The organism is Vibrio cholerae (assembly GCF_008369605.1).
Taxonomy (GTDB): Bacteria; Pseudomonadota; Gammaproteobacteria; order Enterobacterales; family Vibrionaceae; genus Vibrio; species Vibrio cholerae.
In genome coordinates this window covers 476,480-491,966 of record NZ_CP043554.1, presented here as the reverse complement: position 1 = coordinate 491,966, position 15,487 = coordinate 476,480, and the positions used below count along the sequence as shown (strand labels likewise).

Here is a 15,487-nt window from a genome sequence, read left to right as displayed (position 1 = left end):
GAAGGAGCCTGATTGATGAGCCAAAACGTTTACCAATTTATCGATGTCAATCGTGTGGATCCGGCCAAAAAACCGCTGCACATCCGCAAAATTGAGTTTGTCGAAATTTACGAGCCCTTTACTAAGCAACAAGCCACTGCGCAGGCCGATCGCTGCCTCGATTGTGGTAACCCTTACTGTGAATGGAAGTGCCCAGTACACAACTACATTCCGCAGTGGTTAAAGCTCGCCAATGAAGGACGCATTCTCGAAGCGGCCGATTTGGCGCACCAGACCAACAGCCTGCCTGAAGTGTGTGGCCGGGTTTGCCCGCAAGATAGGCTGTGCGAAGGTTCATGTACCTTGAATGCGGATTTCGGTGCCGTCACCATTGGCAACATCGAAAAATACATTACGGATACTGCCTTCGAAATGGGCTGGAAACCCGACATGTCCAACGTGGTCTGGACCGACAAAAAAGTCGCGATCATCGGCGCGGGCCCAGCTGGTCTTGCCGCCGCGGACATTCTGGTTCGCAACGGGGTACGACCTGTCGTGTTTGATCGCTATCCCGAAATCGGCGGTCTGCTCACCTTTGGCATTCCCTCATTCAAACTTGAAAAAGGGGTAATGGAAAATCGTCGCCGCATTTTTAGCGAGATGGGTATCGAGTTTCGTCTCAATGTCGAAGTCGGCCAAGACATCACACTGCAACAACTGCTGGATGAGTACGATGCGGTTTTTCTCGGCGTCGGCACTTATCAATATATGCGCGCTGGCTTAGCCAACGAAGACGCCCCCGGCGTTTATGATGCACTGCCGTTTTTGATCTCCAATACCTATAAAGTGATGGAGCTTGCAAGTGATACGCCGTTCATTGATATGGCAGGAAAAAATGTCGTGGTGCTCGGCGGTGGTGATACGGCGATGGACTGCGTGCGCACCTCGATTCGCCAAGGCGCATCTCGCGTGATTTGTGCTTATCGCCGTGACGAAGAAAACATGCCAGGCTCACGCCGTGAAGTGAAAAACGCCAAAGAAGAAGGCGTTGAATTCATGTTTAACTTGCAGCCGCTGGGAATTGAAGTGAATGCCCAAGGCCAAGTGACTGGCGTGAAAGTGGTCAAAACCGCGCTTGGAGAACCGGATGCGGCAGGTCGTCGCAAACCTGAACCGGTCGCAGGCAGCGAGCACGCCTTGCCTGCCGATGCCGTCATCATGGCGTTTGGTTTCCAACCGCACAAAATGGCTTGGCTAGAACCGTTTGATGTCGAGCTCGATCAATGGGGACGCATCAAAGCCCCTGCCAAGCAGACTTACCAGTATCAAACCACCAATCCCAAGATTTTTGCCGGTGGTGATGCGGTTCGCGGCTCGGATCTAGTGGTCACGGCCATTGATGAAGGACGCAAAGCTGCCGAGGGAATTCTCGACTATCTTGGAGTCTAGCTCACAGTTTTGGGATTAGATCGAAGTAAACAACAAAGGATTCATAGTGTTATGGATCCTTTTTTATTTTTGCTACCTATAATGAGCACAAAATAGATTGATAACCCTAAACGATTTGCAGTGGCGGACACTCCATCTGCCACCTCATGTGAATGGGGGATCTGAGATGAGAGTGAGCTTACCAACATGCACCCATCGTTTTATGCCATTATTGCTGCCTTTTCGCTTACCGCCTGCAGTCAGGGAGTCGATTCTATGCCAGACCGCACCGCCACGCCTTGCGCCAATCGACCGAACTGTGTTTCAACTCAAGATGAGCGGGATAAATTTAACCTTGCACCGTTTATTTTGCGCCCTGGGGTCACGATTGAGCAGGTTGAACGGATTGCCCTTTCTCTTCCTGGTGCAGTGACCGCTGAAAAAAATGCCCAGTATCTCCGTATCGAATGCACCTCCAAAGTATTCCGCTTCGTCGATGATCTGGAACTCAAAATCGAACAAGATCACTTATGGGTTCGCTCTGAATCGCGGATTGGCTACAGTGATTTTGGAGTGAATCGTCGCCGCGCTGAAGAGCTGCGCGAAAAGCTCACGCTGTCTGGTTTACTTGAGCAACCCTAATCTCGATCGATTGCGTTCGCTCATGCTACACTGCGGCCTGTTTTCCTATTGATAGATGAAAGAGAGCCCCTATGAAAATCGGCATCATCGGCGCAATGCAACAAGAAGTCGCCATCCTGAAAGATCTCATCGAAGACGTGCAAGAAGTTAACCAAGCCGGTTGTACTTTTTACAGCGGTCAAATCCAAGGTGTCGACGTCGTTTTACTGCAATCAGGCATTGGTAAAGTCTCGGCAGCATTAGGCACCGCTTTGCTGATTAGCCAGTATGCGCCGGATATGGTGATCAATACGGGTTCTGCGGGCGGCTTTGACGCAAGTTTGAATGTGGGTGATGTGGTCATTTCAAGCGAAGTGCGCCATCACGATGCGGATGTGACTGCGTTTGGTTATGAAATTGGCCAAATGGCTGGCCAACCCGCCGCCTTTAAAGCCGACGAGAAATTGATGACAGTGGCGGAACAAGCGCTGGCTCAATTGCCAAATACTCATGCGGTGCGCGGCCTTATCTGTACCGGTGATGCGTTTGTGTGCACCGCTGAACGTCAGCAATTTATTCGCCAACATTTCCCAAGCGTTGTTGCGGTAGAAATGGAAGCCTCTGCGATTGCGCAAACTTGTCACCAATTCAAGGTGCCCTTTGTGGTGGTTCGCGCGATTTCTGACGTTGCTGATAAAGAATCGCCACTGTCGTTTGAAGAGTTCTTGCCACTGGCCGCCAAAAGCTCTTCCGCTATGGTGCTGAAAATGGTCGAACTGCTCAAATAAGCGAGTTCATTAATGGAAACTGGGTTTTCCCACTTTTATGCCAATGGTGCGCTCCTCGTGATGTGGGGCGCACTCTTATTTCATCTGCTGCTGCCTATTCCTCATGCTGCGCATCCAGTCACTTTGTGGCACAAGTTTGCTGAACTGCTGGCAAGTAAGGTCAACACACCAGCCAGTTATGCACAAAATCTCCTGTCTGGCGCCCTCGCATGGGGGTTGATGATTTTCCCGACGATGGCACTTCTTTGGGCACTCAAACCCTTAGTCTGGCAACCACAACTGTTTGATTTAGCGCTGCTGCTTCTGTCATTAGATTGGCGACGCCAAGAGACTTTAGCCAATCAACTGGCACAAGCTCTCGCGAAAGAGGACAAGCCACAAGCACGCGCCTTATTACAACCTTTTGTCAATCGCCAGACCACGACACTGTCCGCGCTGGGGCTTGGCAAGGCGGGAGTGGAAACCTTAGTCATGGGCTTTGGCCGTAACGTGATTGGCGTGCTGTTTTGGTATGGAGTACTGGGCGGCAGCGGCGCATTCTTGTATCGCTTAATCGCCGAGCTGGCTCGTGCTTGGTCACCGTCGCGCGCCACCTTCCAACCGTTTGGTTTTACTGCGGTGCGTATTCTCGCCCTGCTTGATTGGTTGCCACTGCGCCTATTTAGTCTGTTGATCATTCTCGGTAAACAAGCGGGGACGATTTTCAAAGCGGTACTTAAACAAAGCCGCAGTTGGCCACTGCCGGGACCCGCTTGGCTACTGTGTGCAGTTGGCAATAAATTGCAGCTCGCCTTAGGCGGCCCTGCCATTTATGGTGAGCAAAAAAGCGTACGCGCCAAAATTGGCGGGCGCATCGCCCCAGCGGCGATTCATATTGCGCAAGTGCAAAGCCTTATCGCGTGGCGTATTTTTGTCTGGATTGCGCTAGAAAGTTTACTGTTACTACTGATTTATCGCGGAGTATAAATGCTTGTTATCCGGCTTATCGCCTGCACGTTTCTGTTCATCACCCCAAGCTTATTGGCTGCGCCTTTTCCCGCCGAGCGCATCATCAGCCTTGCCCCTCACGCGACAGAAATTGCTTATGCCGCCGGTTTGGGTGATAAGTTGGTTGCGGTGAGCGAGTACAGCGACTATCCGCCACAAGCGCTCGAACTGGAGCACGTCGCCAATCATCAAACCATCAATATCGAGAAAATCCTGACGCTCAAACCCGATTTGATCATCGCTTGGCCGGCGGGCAATCCACCGCGTGAATTGACCAAACTGCGCCAACTCGGTTTTACGATTTACGATTCACAAACCAAAACACTGGATGAAATTGCCGATAATATCGAAGCATTGAGTCACTATTCGGCCAACCCTGAGGTTGGGCAAAAAGCGGCACACGACTTTCGACAACGTTTACAGGATTTACGCACGCAATACGCGAGCAATCAGCCGATCCGTTATTTCTATCAACTCAGTGAAAAACCCATCATTACCTTGGCTCAAGGTCACTGGCCGAGTGAAGTATTTAGCCTCTGTGGGGGCGTCAATATTTTTGCCGACAGTGAGGTGCCCTATCCGCAAGTGAGCATAGAGCAAGTCTTGGTTAAACAGCCGCAAGTGATTTTTACCTCAGAGCATGCGATAGCCAACGGCCATATGTGGCGAGCTTGGCAGGCAGAGCTCAGCGCCGTGCAAAACAATCAGGTTTGGGCACTCAATGCCGATTGGTTAAACCGCCCGACCCCAAGAACCCTAGATGCGGTAGAGCAAGTGTGCACATACCTCAAAATTGCACAAAAGCAGTAACTTTAGCGGATTAAATCTCGTAAAATCCGCCCCAATTTGCCTGCTCGATATTTTTCATCGTTGTGTAGATAGTGAGACCGCTTTGGATACTTCTCTGCTTTATCTGATTGATATGTTTGGTACTGCCGTTTTTGCGGTTTCTGGAGTGCTCTTAGCGGGGCGTTTGAAAATGGATCCGTTTGGCGTCATGGTCCTCGCCAGCGTGACCGCGATTGGTGGCGGCACGATTCGCGATATGGCGCTCGGAGCCACTCCGGTATTTTGGATCAAAGACACCAACTACCTGTGGGTGATTATGATCACCTGCGCCCTGACCATGCTACTGGTGCGTCGCCCGAAAAGACTCGCGTGGTGGATTTTGCCCGTGTGCGATGCGATTGGCCTTGCGGTTTTCGTCGGGATCGGGGTTGAAAAAGCGCTGATCTATCAAGATTCCGCCTTAATCGCGATCATTATGGGCGTGATAACGGGCTGCGGCGGTGGAATTATCCGCGATGTCCTCGCCCGAGAAATTCCTATGGTGCTGCGCAGTGAAGTGTACGCGACCGCCTGTATTATCGGTGGCATTTTCCACACTACCGCACTGGCGATGGGCTATAGCAGTTCGACCGCTCTGCTCTCTGGCGTTTTTTCCACGCTCTTAATTCGTCTCGGAGCGATCCGCTGGCACCTTTCTCTGCCAACCTTTGCCCTGACCAAATAACAGGCTCGGCACCTAACGCCCGATGCGAGGTGCCGCTATCCCGAAAATCTCCCCATATTTAAAGCTCAGTTCACTTTGTGAGCTTAATGCACGACCTCGCTTGAGATTCCACATACAATCCACGCATCTATTCCCATTTGTCATCAACACATGTTACTCGAAGGCATTGAAACCTTACTGGTGCTCAGCAAAGAAAAAACCATGAGCCGTACCGGTAGTCAGCTCTATATCAGCCAGTCGGCAGTCAGTAAACGCATTGCGAACTTAGAGAAAAAACTCGGCAAGAAACTGATTGTTCCAGCGGGGCGACATATCAAATTGACCGCGGATGCCGAGCAATTAATTGCCAGCATCGGCCCCACCTTTAATGAGTTGCATGGCTTGATTTTCGAGCAGCAGACACTGGAAGATAACACGCTGCTGCGTATGGATTGCTCGGAGACGTTAGTCGCGGGTTATATTGGCCAGACGATGGGGCAACATCGCAAGCAAGATCCGCATTGGGTGATCACCACCAACCACACACCGCGAATTGTCGAGAATGTGCAGTCTGGCAAAGCCACCTTGGGCTTTTGTGCCGGTTATCTGCCCGCCAATCACGGTTTGCTGACCTTTCATCTAGGTGATGAGCCATTTACCGTGATTAGCCAAGCGCCGCTGCACGCACTGCCAAGCGAGCTTATCACCAATGATTTGGCCAATCCCGCCAATACCTATCAAGCGGCTATGCTGCACAAACAAGGCATTCGACCCGCGATGGAGATGGACTCTTACACCGCGGCGGCGCAGCTCGCGCTCGGCGGCATGTTACCCGCCCTAGTGCCACGCTCGATTGTCAGTACCCTAAAAATTGAGCCCCAACACTGCTTTGATTTTGCTGAATTAGCAGACCTTACTCGGCCGATTCATATTTGTCTGCGCGCCAGCCGGTATCGCAGCTCTAGAGTCCAAGCATTGATAACAGCGCTGCATGATGCTGTTCCCAAAGCAGTTTTAGCGCCATCAGCATAGACATGGTGATCACCAACGGGCGGATCCAACGCTGCCCTTTGCTGATCACCACTTTTGCGCCCATACGAGCGCCGATAAATCCGCCTGCCGCCATGGTTAAGCCAATTTCCCAAATCGGCAAACCAGCGATTAAGAAGAAGGTCAACGCGGCAATGTTGGACGTAAAATTGAGTACCTTAGTGCGAGCGGTGGCTTCCACTAAACTAAAATGCCCCAAAGCCACAAAGCAGACGGTAAAAATTGAGCCAGTACCGGGGCCAAAAAAACCATCATAAAAACCGATACCAAAACCCACCGTGAAAGCAAACGCGGTTTCGGATAAAGGCGCAGGCCCTGTGTGCGTTTTGGTGGTCGGAGCCAATAAGAAATAGAGCGAAATTCCGAGCAGTAACAGGGGGATAAGGCTGGTTAGCAAAGTGGCATCAATATATTGCACCGCTTCTGCGCCAAGCGCCGCGCCGACAAAAGTACAAGCAATCGCCAATCGCATCGCTTTTAGGCTCACAACGCCCTTGCGCACAAAATAGAGCGTGGCCGAAAAGCTACCAAAGGAGCTTTGCAATTTGTTGGTCGCCAGAGCTTGAGTCGGAGGAACCCCTGCGGCCAGCAAGGCTGGTAAAGTCAGCAAACCGCCACCGCCCGCCATGGCATCAATAAATCCCGCAACGCCCGCCACTAAAAACAGCAGCCCCAATACTTCCAGTGAAAGTTCCATTTCTAATCAACATCTTGAATGACAAAGCCCAACAGTATCACTGCTCAAAACATCAAAACAGCGAAACGCAAGACAACAATCTATTCCATTTATTCATCGATATAAAGCCCAGAGTCAATCCTTAAATACTGGGCAATATAGCTTACGAGTTTTTAACCTAGTCACTAAAAAATTAATCATCAGTGAGCACTACAGGAATAATGACTATAATATAATCTACTATACTCAAAGAAGCTCTATAGCCAAGTTTAATTAGTTTGATGATATCAATTATAATAGTTTCTTATCGGATAAAACATTCTATTCTTTAGATTTTCATTACGTTGTACTACTCATAATCATCAGAATCATTTACTCCTTCAACCGGAATAAGCATTAGATGATGCCTCTTATTGTATTTATACATTGTAATCAGCAGAATTAACAATGGAAGCATTGTGAATGGTCTAGGTAAAATAAAAATCATAATAAAGAATATGATCGTCAGCATTTCTCCCAGTTTCAATAGCAAATTTTTTAGTTTAGGATAGACTTTCGAACCTTGAAGCAACTTGAAGTGTGCTTGTAAAAATAGTCCTTTGTGAAGCTTTATATCAAACTCTCCTGAAAAAACGTTTGTATTTTTAACTAATATCGTATACCAGTTACCATCCGAAAAATAAACAGTTCGATGATCCTTAGATAAGCTCACTTTATATTGGTCTATTTTATTACCATTCAATAAAACTTCAAGATTACCTTTTAGGCTAAGGTTCATTTCAATACATTGTTTATCAAATATAAAAAACCATTCATGGCCACCAAATATAAAACTTGGTTTCATCCTATATAAAACTTCCGCTTCTTCTATTGAGCGTATTTCCTCTGGAACCTCACCTTCACCATGAGTTGAAATGAAAAAGTTAATATCTAGATTATGTTGATTTAAACATTCAAACAGTGATAGTCTTAATTTTTCAAAATAGTCATCAGCATCATGAATAAAAACATTTTGTTTAGTTCCAATTATGATAATTGGTGTAGTGTCTTCATATATTAGTGACATATAAATAACACCTTGTATTTTTTTATCTTTCACTGGAGAGTTTTCATGCATGGGTAATAGATACTCATTATCCATCCATTCATAGATAATCTTACCCAAATCATCAAAAGTTATGATGCTAGAAGAAGGTACAGGTATTCCTATCGTAAATCCTGTATTAACACAGTCACATTCAGCAAGCTCATTATCCAAATTATTTAGATATGCAGCTCGAAGATTAAACATGCTAGAATAAAATTCACCAGTCATAGGAATATGAATATCAAATACTTCAACAATTCCTGTCCCATGCTTTTCAGCATATTTTAGCGCTGATAACAATCCGCTCGACTCATCAAGATTTAAATCTTCCCACAACTCTTTGTCAGAAAGTAATCTAAACAGCTTTCCGACATTATCTTCTTTAATATAAATACCAGAACGATAATTTATATCGTAAGAATCACCAGAATGTTTTACGTTTGGAAAGCACAAAGAAAAATCATCAAACAACACTGAAATAGATTGGGGAAGACCACCCTCATTAGAAAGCATATCCATAAGAGAACGCCCCCTATCATAATAATAAGGGTGTAGATACGTCAAAATACTACAGGCAGAATCCCCTAAACATTTATCAAAATACTGTTCTTCATTTTCAGAAAGTATATTAGCGTATACACTTTGTCTCAAAAAGTCTCTATCTTTTTTAGATTGAGTTATGAGTTGTATTCTACTATCCAGTAAATCCGGTTCCCGTATAACATCACCAACAAAAAAATCTATATCTTGCTTTCTTGCTGGTATATAAGCCGTATCTAACCCCAAGATTATCTCCTCAAATAGACATTGAACATTTTAGAATAAAAACCACATCATTCTATGAAATTCTCTCTTATTTTCAACAAAAATAACCTTAAATAAATTTAAAATAGATTAAAATATTCACAGGTATAAAAAGGGGAGGAATTGATAAAAAATGTACATTTAAACAAGTACGATCGTAAACATTTATTATTATTTGAGAAAACACTGTTACTTCTCCGTCTATCTATAGAAGAATGTTTGGCTAACATCCACAACTTAACTATGATGCATGGCAATTTTCACCACATAACAACAGAGAAATATTCATGAGTAAAAAGAGCATCACGGCTTTGCTGGGCATTGGCCTTGTCTCCATCGGCTTGCTTTATCAATTTTGGGGACGGGAGTTTATCGCTCAAGATCGCTGTTTAGATGCGGGAGGTGCTTACCAGCAGGCAACGCAAAGTTGTGATCACAGCATGGATGATATTGCCTACGATGCCTTCGATGGTGTGACCTACTATGGCGTGGTGGATGGTAAATCCGTCAGCTTGGAGATCATTGGTCACGGTGATGGCTATCGGATGTCTGTTGATGGGCAGGTAACGCTTGGGGAACTCAATACCGAGCGCGGCTTTGAGCAAGATGAGAATGCATCACTGTTTATCCTGAATTGGCGTCAGCCAGAAATCGAGCAGATCAAATGGGTCAAACTCTCAAGTGATCATCAACGTCTGGTTTTGGTTGATAAGGATGGCAAGCTCGACACAGCCGCGACATTGGCAGCCACAGACGCTACATCAAACTGAACCGCAAAATCCGTGCATAAAAAAGCCCGCTGACGAGCGGGCAAAGAGGTTGTCAGAGAGGCCTTGAGCCTCTCTTGTTGTAATACCAATTAAGCTTGGTTCGCTTTTACACGCGCATGCAGCTCTTGTACTGAAGTGACGGATGCTTTGGCATCCGCCGTGTGTGACATACAAGTTGCGAAGGCGGCGTTCAGTGTGGTGGTGTAGTTCACTTTGTGAGCCAATGCACCACGGCGCAGTACTTTTGAGTCTTCAATTGCTTGGCGGCCAGAAGCCGTGTTCACAATGTAGGTGTACTCGTGGTTTTTGATGCGATCCAGAATGTGTGGACGACCTTCATGCACTTTGTTAACCAGACGTGGGTTGATGCCCGCTTCGCCCAGAATCACTGCAGTACCGTGAGTCGCATCCAACTGGTAACCGAGTTTCACTAGCTTAGAAGCCAGATCCACCACACGCTGTTTGTCACCTTCACGCACCGAAAGTAGCGCACGACCACCTTCAGGGTAAACCGAGCCACAGCCCAACTCTGCTTTAGCATAGGCTTCAGCAAACGTGGCACCCACACCCATTACTTCACCGGTTGAGCGCATTTCAGGGCCAAGCAGTGGGTCAACACCCGGGAACTTGTTGAACGGCAGAACCACTTCTTTAACTGAGTAGTAAGGTGGGATGATCTCTTTGGTGAAGCCTTGTTGCTCCAGAGTTTGTCCAACCATCACGCGCGCCGCGATTTTCGCTAGCGGAGCACCGGTTGCTTTAGAAACAAACGGCACAGTACGCGCAGCACGTGGGTTTACTTCAATCAGGTAAACTTCGTTGTCTTTGACCGCAAACTGAATGTTCATCAGGCCGCGAACACCGAGTTCAAACGCCAGCTTCTCAACTTGCTCACGCATCTTGTCTTGGATTTCTTGGCTCAAGGTGTAAGCCGGCAGAGAACAGGCTGAGTCACCTGAGTGAACACCCGCTTGTTCAATGTGCTCCATGATGCCGCCAATCACCACGCGTTCACCGTCACAAATCGCATCCACGTCCACTTCGGTTGCATCATCAAGGAAGCGATCCAGCAGGACTGGTGATTCATTCGACACGCTCACCGCTTCGTTGAAGTAACGACGCAGATCTTGCTCATCGTACACAATCTCCATCGCACGGCCACCCAGAACATAAGAGGGACGAACCACGAGTGGGAAACCGATTTCACGCGATTTTTCAATCGCTTGCTCGATAGCGGTTACAGTTGCGTTGTCTGGCTGTTTGAGGCCTAAACGCTGTACCGCTTGTTGGAAACGTTCACGGTCTTCCGCACGGTCAATCGCATCTGGGCTGGTACCAATTACCGGTACACCCGCCGCTTCCAGCGCTCGCGCCAGCTTCAGTGGTGTTTGACCGCCGTACTGCACGATCACGCCTTTTGGCTTCTCAACACGCACGATAGCGAGCACATCTTCTAGAGTTACAGGCTCAAAGTAGAGGCGATCTGAAGTGTCGTAATCGGTTGATACGGTTTCTGGGTTACAGTTAACCATGATGGTTTCGTAACCATCTTCACGCAGGGCAAGCGCGGCGTGTACACAGCAGTAGTCAAACTCGATACCTTGACCGATACGGTTTGGACCACCGCCCAGTACCATGATCTTGTCTTTGTCAGTCGGATTGGCTTCACACTCTTCATCATAAGTAGAGTACATGTAAGCCGTGTCTGACTTAAATTCTGCCGCGCAGGTATCCACACGCTTGTAAACTGGGTGGATGTTGTATTGGTCACGCAAGCGACGAATTTCGTTTTCGCTCACGCCCAGCAGTTTAGACAGACGCGCATCAGAGAAGCCTTTGCGCTTCATCTTACGCAGTACGTCTTGGTTCAAGCCCGCAAAGCCACCGGCTTTTACTTCCGCTTCCAGCTTCACCAGTTCTTCGATTTGCACTAGGAACCAGCGATCAATGTTGGTCAGGTTAAATACCCCATCCACTGACATACCAGCACGGAATGCGTCAGCGATGTACCAAATACGCTCTGCGCCTGCTTCTTTCAGCTCATAACGAATTTTGGTCAGAGCGTCTGGCGCGTCCAGATCCACTTTCTCATCCAGACCAGCCGCACCGACTTCCAAGCCGCGCAGTGCTTTTTGCAGTGATTCTTGTTGGTTACGGCCAATCGCCATCACTTCACCCACTGACTTCATTTGTGTGGTCAGGCGGTCATTGGCACCGGCGAATTTTTCGAAGTTGAAACGAGGAATCTTAGTCACTACGTAGTCGATGGTCGGTTCGAACGAAGCTGGCGTTGCGCCGCCTGTGATGTCGTTCATCAACTCATCGAGTGTGAAACCCACCGCCAGTTTGGCCGCCACTTTCGCAATTGGGAAACCCGTAGCTTTGGAAGCCAACGCCGAAGAGCGTGATACACGTGGGTTCATCTCGATGATCACCATGCGACCATCTTTCGGGTTGATACCAAACTGAACGTTTGAACCGCCGGTTTCTACGCCGATTTCACGCAGTACCGCCAAAGAGGCGTTACGCATGATTTGGTATTCTTTGTCAGTCAGCGTTTGTGCTGGAGCGACAGTGATCGAGTCACCAGTGTGGATGCCCATTGGGTCAAAGTTTTCAATCGCACAGACGATGATGCAGTTGTCGTTCTTATCACGCACCACTTCCATCTCGTACTCTTTCCAACCAATCAGCGATTCATCGATCAGCAGTTCATTGGTCGGTGAAAGATCCAGACCGCGAGTACAGATTTCTTCAAACTCTTCACGGTTGTAAGCGATACCGCCGCCGCTGCCGCCCATGGTGAAAGAAGGACGGATGATACATGGGAAGCCGACCATATCGAGGACTTTGTACGCTTCTTCCATGCTTTTTGCGGTATCAGCGCGAGGACACTCGAGACCGATTGATTTCATCGCTTTATCAAAGCGTGAGCGGTCTTCCGCTTTATCAATCGCATCGGCGGTTGCGCCGATCATCTCAACGCCAAACTCAGCCAATACGCCATGTTTTTCCAGTGCCAGCGCACAGTTAAGCGCAGTCTGGCCGCCCATGGTGGGCAAAATCGCATCTGGGCGCTCTTTTTCGATGATCTTACGCACCACTTCCCAATGGATTGGCTCGATGTAAGTCGCATCGGCCATTTCTGGGTCAGTCATGATGGTCGCTGGGTTTGAGTTAACCAGAATAACGCGGTAACCCTCTTCGCGCAGGGCTTTACACGCTTGCGCGCCTGAGTAGTCAAACTCACAAGCCTGACCGATAACAATTGGACCCGCACCAAGGATAAGGATGCTTTGAATGTCAGTACGTTTTGGCATTATCTACTACTCCAAATTAAGCGCGGAATTGTTTAATCAGTTCAATAAAGTGGTCAAACAGCGGTGCTGCATCGTGTGGACCTGGGCTTGCTTCTGGGTGACCTTGGAAGCTAAACGCTGGCTTGTCGGTACGATGAATCCCTTGCAGTGAACCATCAAACAGCGATTTGTGGGTTGCACGCAGGTTGTCAGGCAGAGTCGCTTCATCGGCTGCAAAACCGTGGTTTTGTGAGGTGATCATCACCACACCGCGATCCAAATCTTTCACTGGGTGGTTTGCACCATGGTGACCGAACTTCATTTTTACTGTTTTCGCGCCGGAGGCGAGTGCCAGAATTTGGTGACCTAGACAGATCCCAAAAACAGGAATGTTTTTCTCAAGGAAAACGCGTGTGGCTTCAATCGCATAAGTACATGGCTCTGGGTCGCCTGGGCCATTGGATAGAAACACACCGTCTGGATTAAGGGCGAGCACGTCTTCTGCAGAGGTTTGCGCTGGCACCACAGTTAAGCGGCAACCACGATCCACCAACATACGTAGGATGTTACGCTTCGCACCAAAATCGTAAGCCACAACATGGTAAGGCAGTTCGCTGTCCGCTTTCGCTTCAGGTAGGCCGCCTTCTAGCGTCCATGAGCCTTGTTTCCACGCATACGCTTCTTTGGTGGAAACCACTTTCGCGAGATCCATGCCTTTCAGGCCCGGAAACTCTTTCGCTTTCGCCAGTGCTAATGCTTCATCCAGATTATCGCCCGCCATGATGCAGCCGTTCTGTGCGCCTTTCTCACGCAAGATACGAGTCAGTTTACGGGTATCAATGTCAGCAATACCGACAATGTTTTGTGACTTGAGATAATCAGAGAGGGATTGTTCACTGCGGAAGTTAGAAGCGATAAGAGGGAGATCGCGAATCACAAGGCCTTGAGCATGAATCGCTGTGGATTCTTCGTCTTCGGAGTTGGTTCCGGTATTGCCAATGTGAGGATAAGTAAGAGTAACGATTTGCTGGGAATAAGAAGGATCAGTGAGGATTTCTTGGTACCCCGTCATCGAGGTATTGAAAACGACTTCACCGACGGAAATACCATCTGCCCCGATGGACACTCCGCGGAACACTGTCCCATCTTCTAGGACTAACAGTGCTGATTTACTCAAGACAACCTCCAGAATAAAAATGCATCAAAAATAAATTATTTTGCAAATTCGTCTTCCTACTAGCCACGAGTTCATGCATTAGGATGCTATAGACAAATTGGCGATATTCTAGGGATGTGATCGGAGGCTGTCAACACAAGCCTAAAAATTTAATTTATCTTTACGAGAGTCTGATGAATTTATTCATCAAAACCACCAAAAAAACATCTTTACTCTGTCATTCCTGTCTATTCATCCCCCACTCGGTGAGAAAGAACATTTAAAAAATGGAAATAGGTGGCAAAAAAACAACCACACATAAAGCAATCGTTAACAAGCTAAGTTTTTATCAAAAAATAGAGACAAAACCACAAAACACACACCAAGAAGATAAAATAACAACAAAACAAGCTTAGCTTTCGCTGAAAATGGATGAGAAGATTTTTAATCAAGTTTTAAGGATAAAAAAAACGCCAGCAGTTCGCTGGCGCATAATTATGTATTTAGAGGTCATTCAATCCGAGCACATCGGTCATGGTGTAGAAACCGGCGGGTTGCTCCGCGAGCCAAATGGCAGCTTTGACTGCACCATTGGCAAACGTCATTCGGTCAGTGGCTTTGTGGGTGATCTCCACTCGCTCACCAATATCGGCAAACATGGCGGTATGCTCACCAATGATGTCTCCCGCACGAATCGTAGCAAAACCAATTTCATTGCGTGAACGTTCACCGGTGATCCCTTCTCGCGCGCACACCGCCACATCACTCAGTTGATTACCCATCGCATGGGCAATCGCTTCGCCCATGCCAATCGCGGTACCCGAAGGCGCATCGACTTTATGGCGATGATGAGCTTCAATGATTTCGATATCACAGTAGTCACCCATCACTTTGGCGGCTTTTTCCAGCAGTTTAAACACCAAGTTGACACCAACGCTGTAGTTGGGCGCCATGACAATCGGGATCTTCTTTGCTGATTGTTCAATGGTTTGGCGCTGAGCATCGGTAAAGCCCGTTGTGCCAATCACCAGTTTTTTACCATGCTGCTCACACAAGGCTAAGTTAGCTAAGGTGCTGGCAGGCGCAGTGAAATCAATAATCACATCAAACTGTTCAACGGCTTGCTCTAGGTTATCGACTAAAACAATACCTTGTTTACCAATACCGCACAGCTCACCAATATCAACGCCCACTAATGAGGATTCTGGACGCTCAGAGCCCGCGCCCAATTCGGAAAGCGGATTCTGGTGTGTTGCTTTTACCAGATTGCGTCCCATACGTCCTGCGGCACCCGCAATCGCAATTCTAACCATCTTGCTGTCTCCATTCTCCACTGCCTTGAGGCAGTTC

At 47.9% G+C, this 15,487-nt stretch carries 14 protein-coding genes; 9 read left to right on the top strand and 5 right to left on the bottom strand.

Translation table 11 applies throughout. From position 1 onward, the window contains the following. Positions 1-15: 15 nt before the first annotated feature. From F0316_RS02405 to F0316_RS02375, 7 genes are all read left to right on the top strand, one after another. Positions 16-1,428: an FAD-dependent oxidoreductase gene (locus tag F0316_RS02405; protein WP_149560177.1), complete on the top strand. Its 1,413-nt coding sequence runs from the start codon at positions 16-18 to the stop codon at positions 1,426-1,428. A gap of 186 nt (positions 1,429-1,614) precedes the next feature. Then, the gene (locus F0316_RS02400) at positions 1,615-2,049 is read left to right on the top strand and encodes a DUF1499 domain-containing protein (protein WP_001882072.1); all 435 of its coding nucleotides are present in this window, start codon (positions 1,615-1,617) and stop codon (positions 2,047-2,049) included. A 71-nt stretch (positions 2,050-2,120) separates the two neighbouring features. Further along, positions 2,121-2,816, top strand: a complete 696-nt coding sequence (gene mtnN, locus F0316_RS02395) for a 5'-methylthioadenosine/S-adenosylhomocysteine nucleosidase (protein ID WP_000689865.1) — start codon at positions 2,121-2,123, stop codon at positions 2,814-2,816. Between the two features lie 12 nt (positions 2,817-2,828). Then, on the top strand, positions 2,829-3,782 hold the full coding sequence (locus F0316_RS02390) for a cobalamin biosynthesis family protein (protein WP_000447406.1): 954 nt from the start codon (positions 2,829-2,831) through the stop codon (positions 3,780-3,782). Continuing rightward, a complete protein-coding gene (btuF, locus tag F0316_RS02385; RefSeq protein WP_149560176.1) occupies positions 3,783-4,613 on the top strand; it encodes a vitamin B12 ABC transporter substrate-binding protein BtuF in 831 nt (276 codons plus the stop codon). Positions 4,614-4,695: 82 nt separating this feature from the next. After that, positions 4,696-5,316 carry a TRIC cation channel family protein gene (locus F0316_RS02380; RefSeq protein WP_000381501.1) on the top strand — a complete coding sequence of 207 codons (621 nt, stop codon included), beginning with the start codon at positions 4,696-4,698 and terminating at the stop codon, positions 5,314-5,316. A gap of 150 nt (positions 5,317-5,466) precedes the next feature. Continuing rightward, entirely contained in the window at positions 5,467-6,327 is an 861-nt protein-coding gene (locus F0316_RS02375; protein ID WP_000923492.1) for a LysR family transcriptional regulator, read from the top strand. Here the strand turns inward: F0316_RS02375 and F0316_RS02370 are convergent. Together F0316_RS02370 and F0316_RS02365 are read right to left on the bottom strand one after the other, a co-directional pair. After that, a complete protein-coding gene (locus F0316_RS02370) occupies positions 6,257-7,042 on the bottom strand; it encodes a TSUP family transporter (protein WP_000423591.1) in 786 nt (261 codons plus the stop codon). The genes F0316_RS02375 and F0316_RS02370 overlap by 71 nt on opposite strands. 328 nt (positions 7,043-7,370) lie before the next feature. Beyond that, positions 7,371-8,894 (bottom strand): hypothetical protein, encoded by a 1,524-nt coding sequence (locus F0316_RS02365; RefSeq protein ID WP_149560175.1) that lies wholly within the window; start codon positions 8,892-8,894, stop codon positions 7,371-7,373. A gap of 305 nt (positions 8,895-9,199) precedes the next feature. Here F0316_RS02365 and F0316_RS02360 point away from each other — a divergent pair, with 305 nt between their 5' ends. Then, on the top strand, positions 9,200-9,682 hold the full coding sequence (locus F0316_RS02360) for a hypothetical protein (RefSeq protein WP_149560174.1): 483 nt from the start codon (positions 9,200-9,202) through the stop codon (positions 9,680-9,682). Between the two features lie 89 nt (positions 9,683-9,771). Here F0316_RS02360 and carB read toward each other — a convergent pair whose 3' ends face one another. After that, entirely contained in the window at positions 9,772-13,002 is a 3,231-nt protein-coding gene (carB, locus tag F0316_RS02355; protein ID WP_001126441.1) for a carbamoyl-phosphate synthase large subunit, read from the bottom strand. 16 nt (positions 13,003-13,018) lie between these two features. After that, a complete protein-coding gene (gene carA / locus F0316_RS02350) occupies positions 13,019-14,158 on the bottom strand; it encodes a glutamine-hydrolyzing carbamoyl-phosphate synthase small subunit (RefSeq protein ID WP_000045131.1) in 1,140 nt (379 codons plus the stop codon). 266 nt (positions 14,159-14,424) lie between these two features. Here carA and F0316_RS02345 point away from each other — a divergent pair, with 266 nt between their 5' ends. Beyond that, positions 14,425-14,553, top strand: coding sequence for a 1-deoxy-D-xylulose 5-phosphate reductoisomerase (locus tag F0316_RS02345; protein WP_149560173.1), 129 nt, complete (start codon positions 14,425-14,427; stop codon positions 14,551-14,553). Positions 14,554-14,640: 87 nt separating this feature from the next. Here F0316_RS02345 and dapB read toward each other — a convergent pair whose 3' ends face one another. Then, positions 14,641-15,450, bottom strand: a complete 810-nt coding sequence (gene dapB / locus F0316_RS02340; protein ID WP_149560172.1) for a 4-hydroxy-tetrahydrodipicolinate reductase — start codon at positions 15,448-15,450, stop codon at positions 14,641-14,643. Between the last annotated feature and the right edge of the window lie 37 nt (positions 15,451-15,487).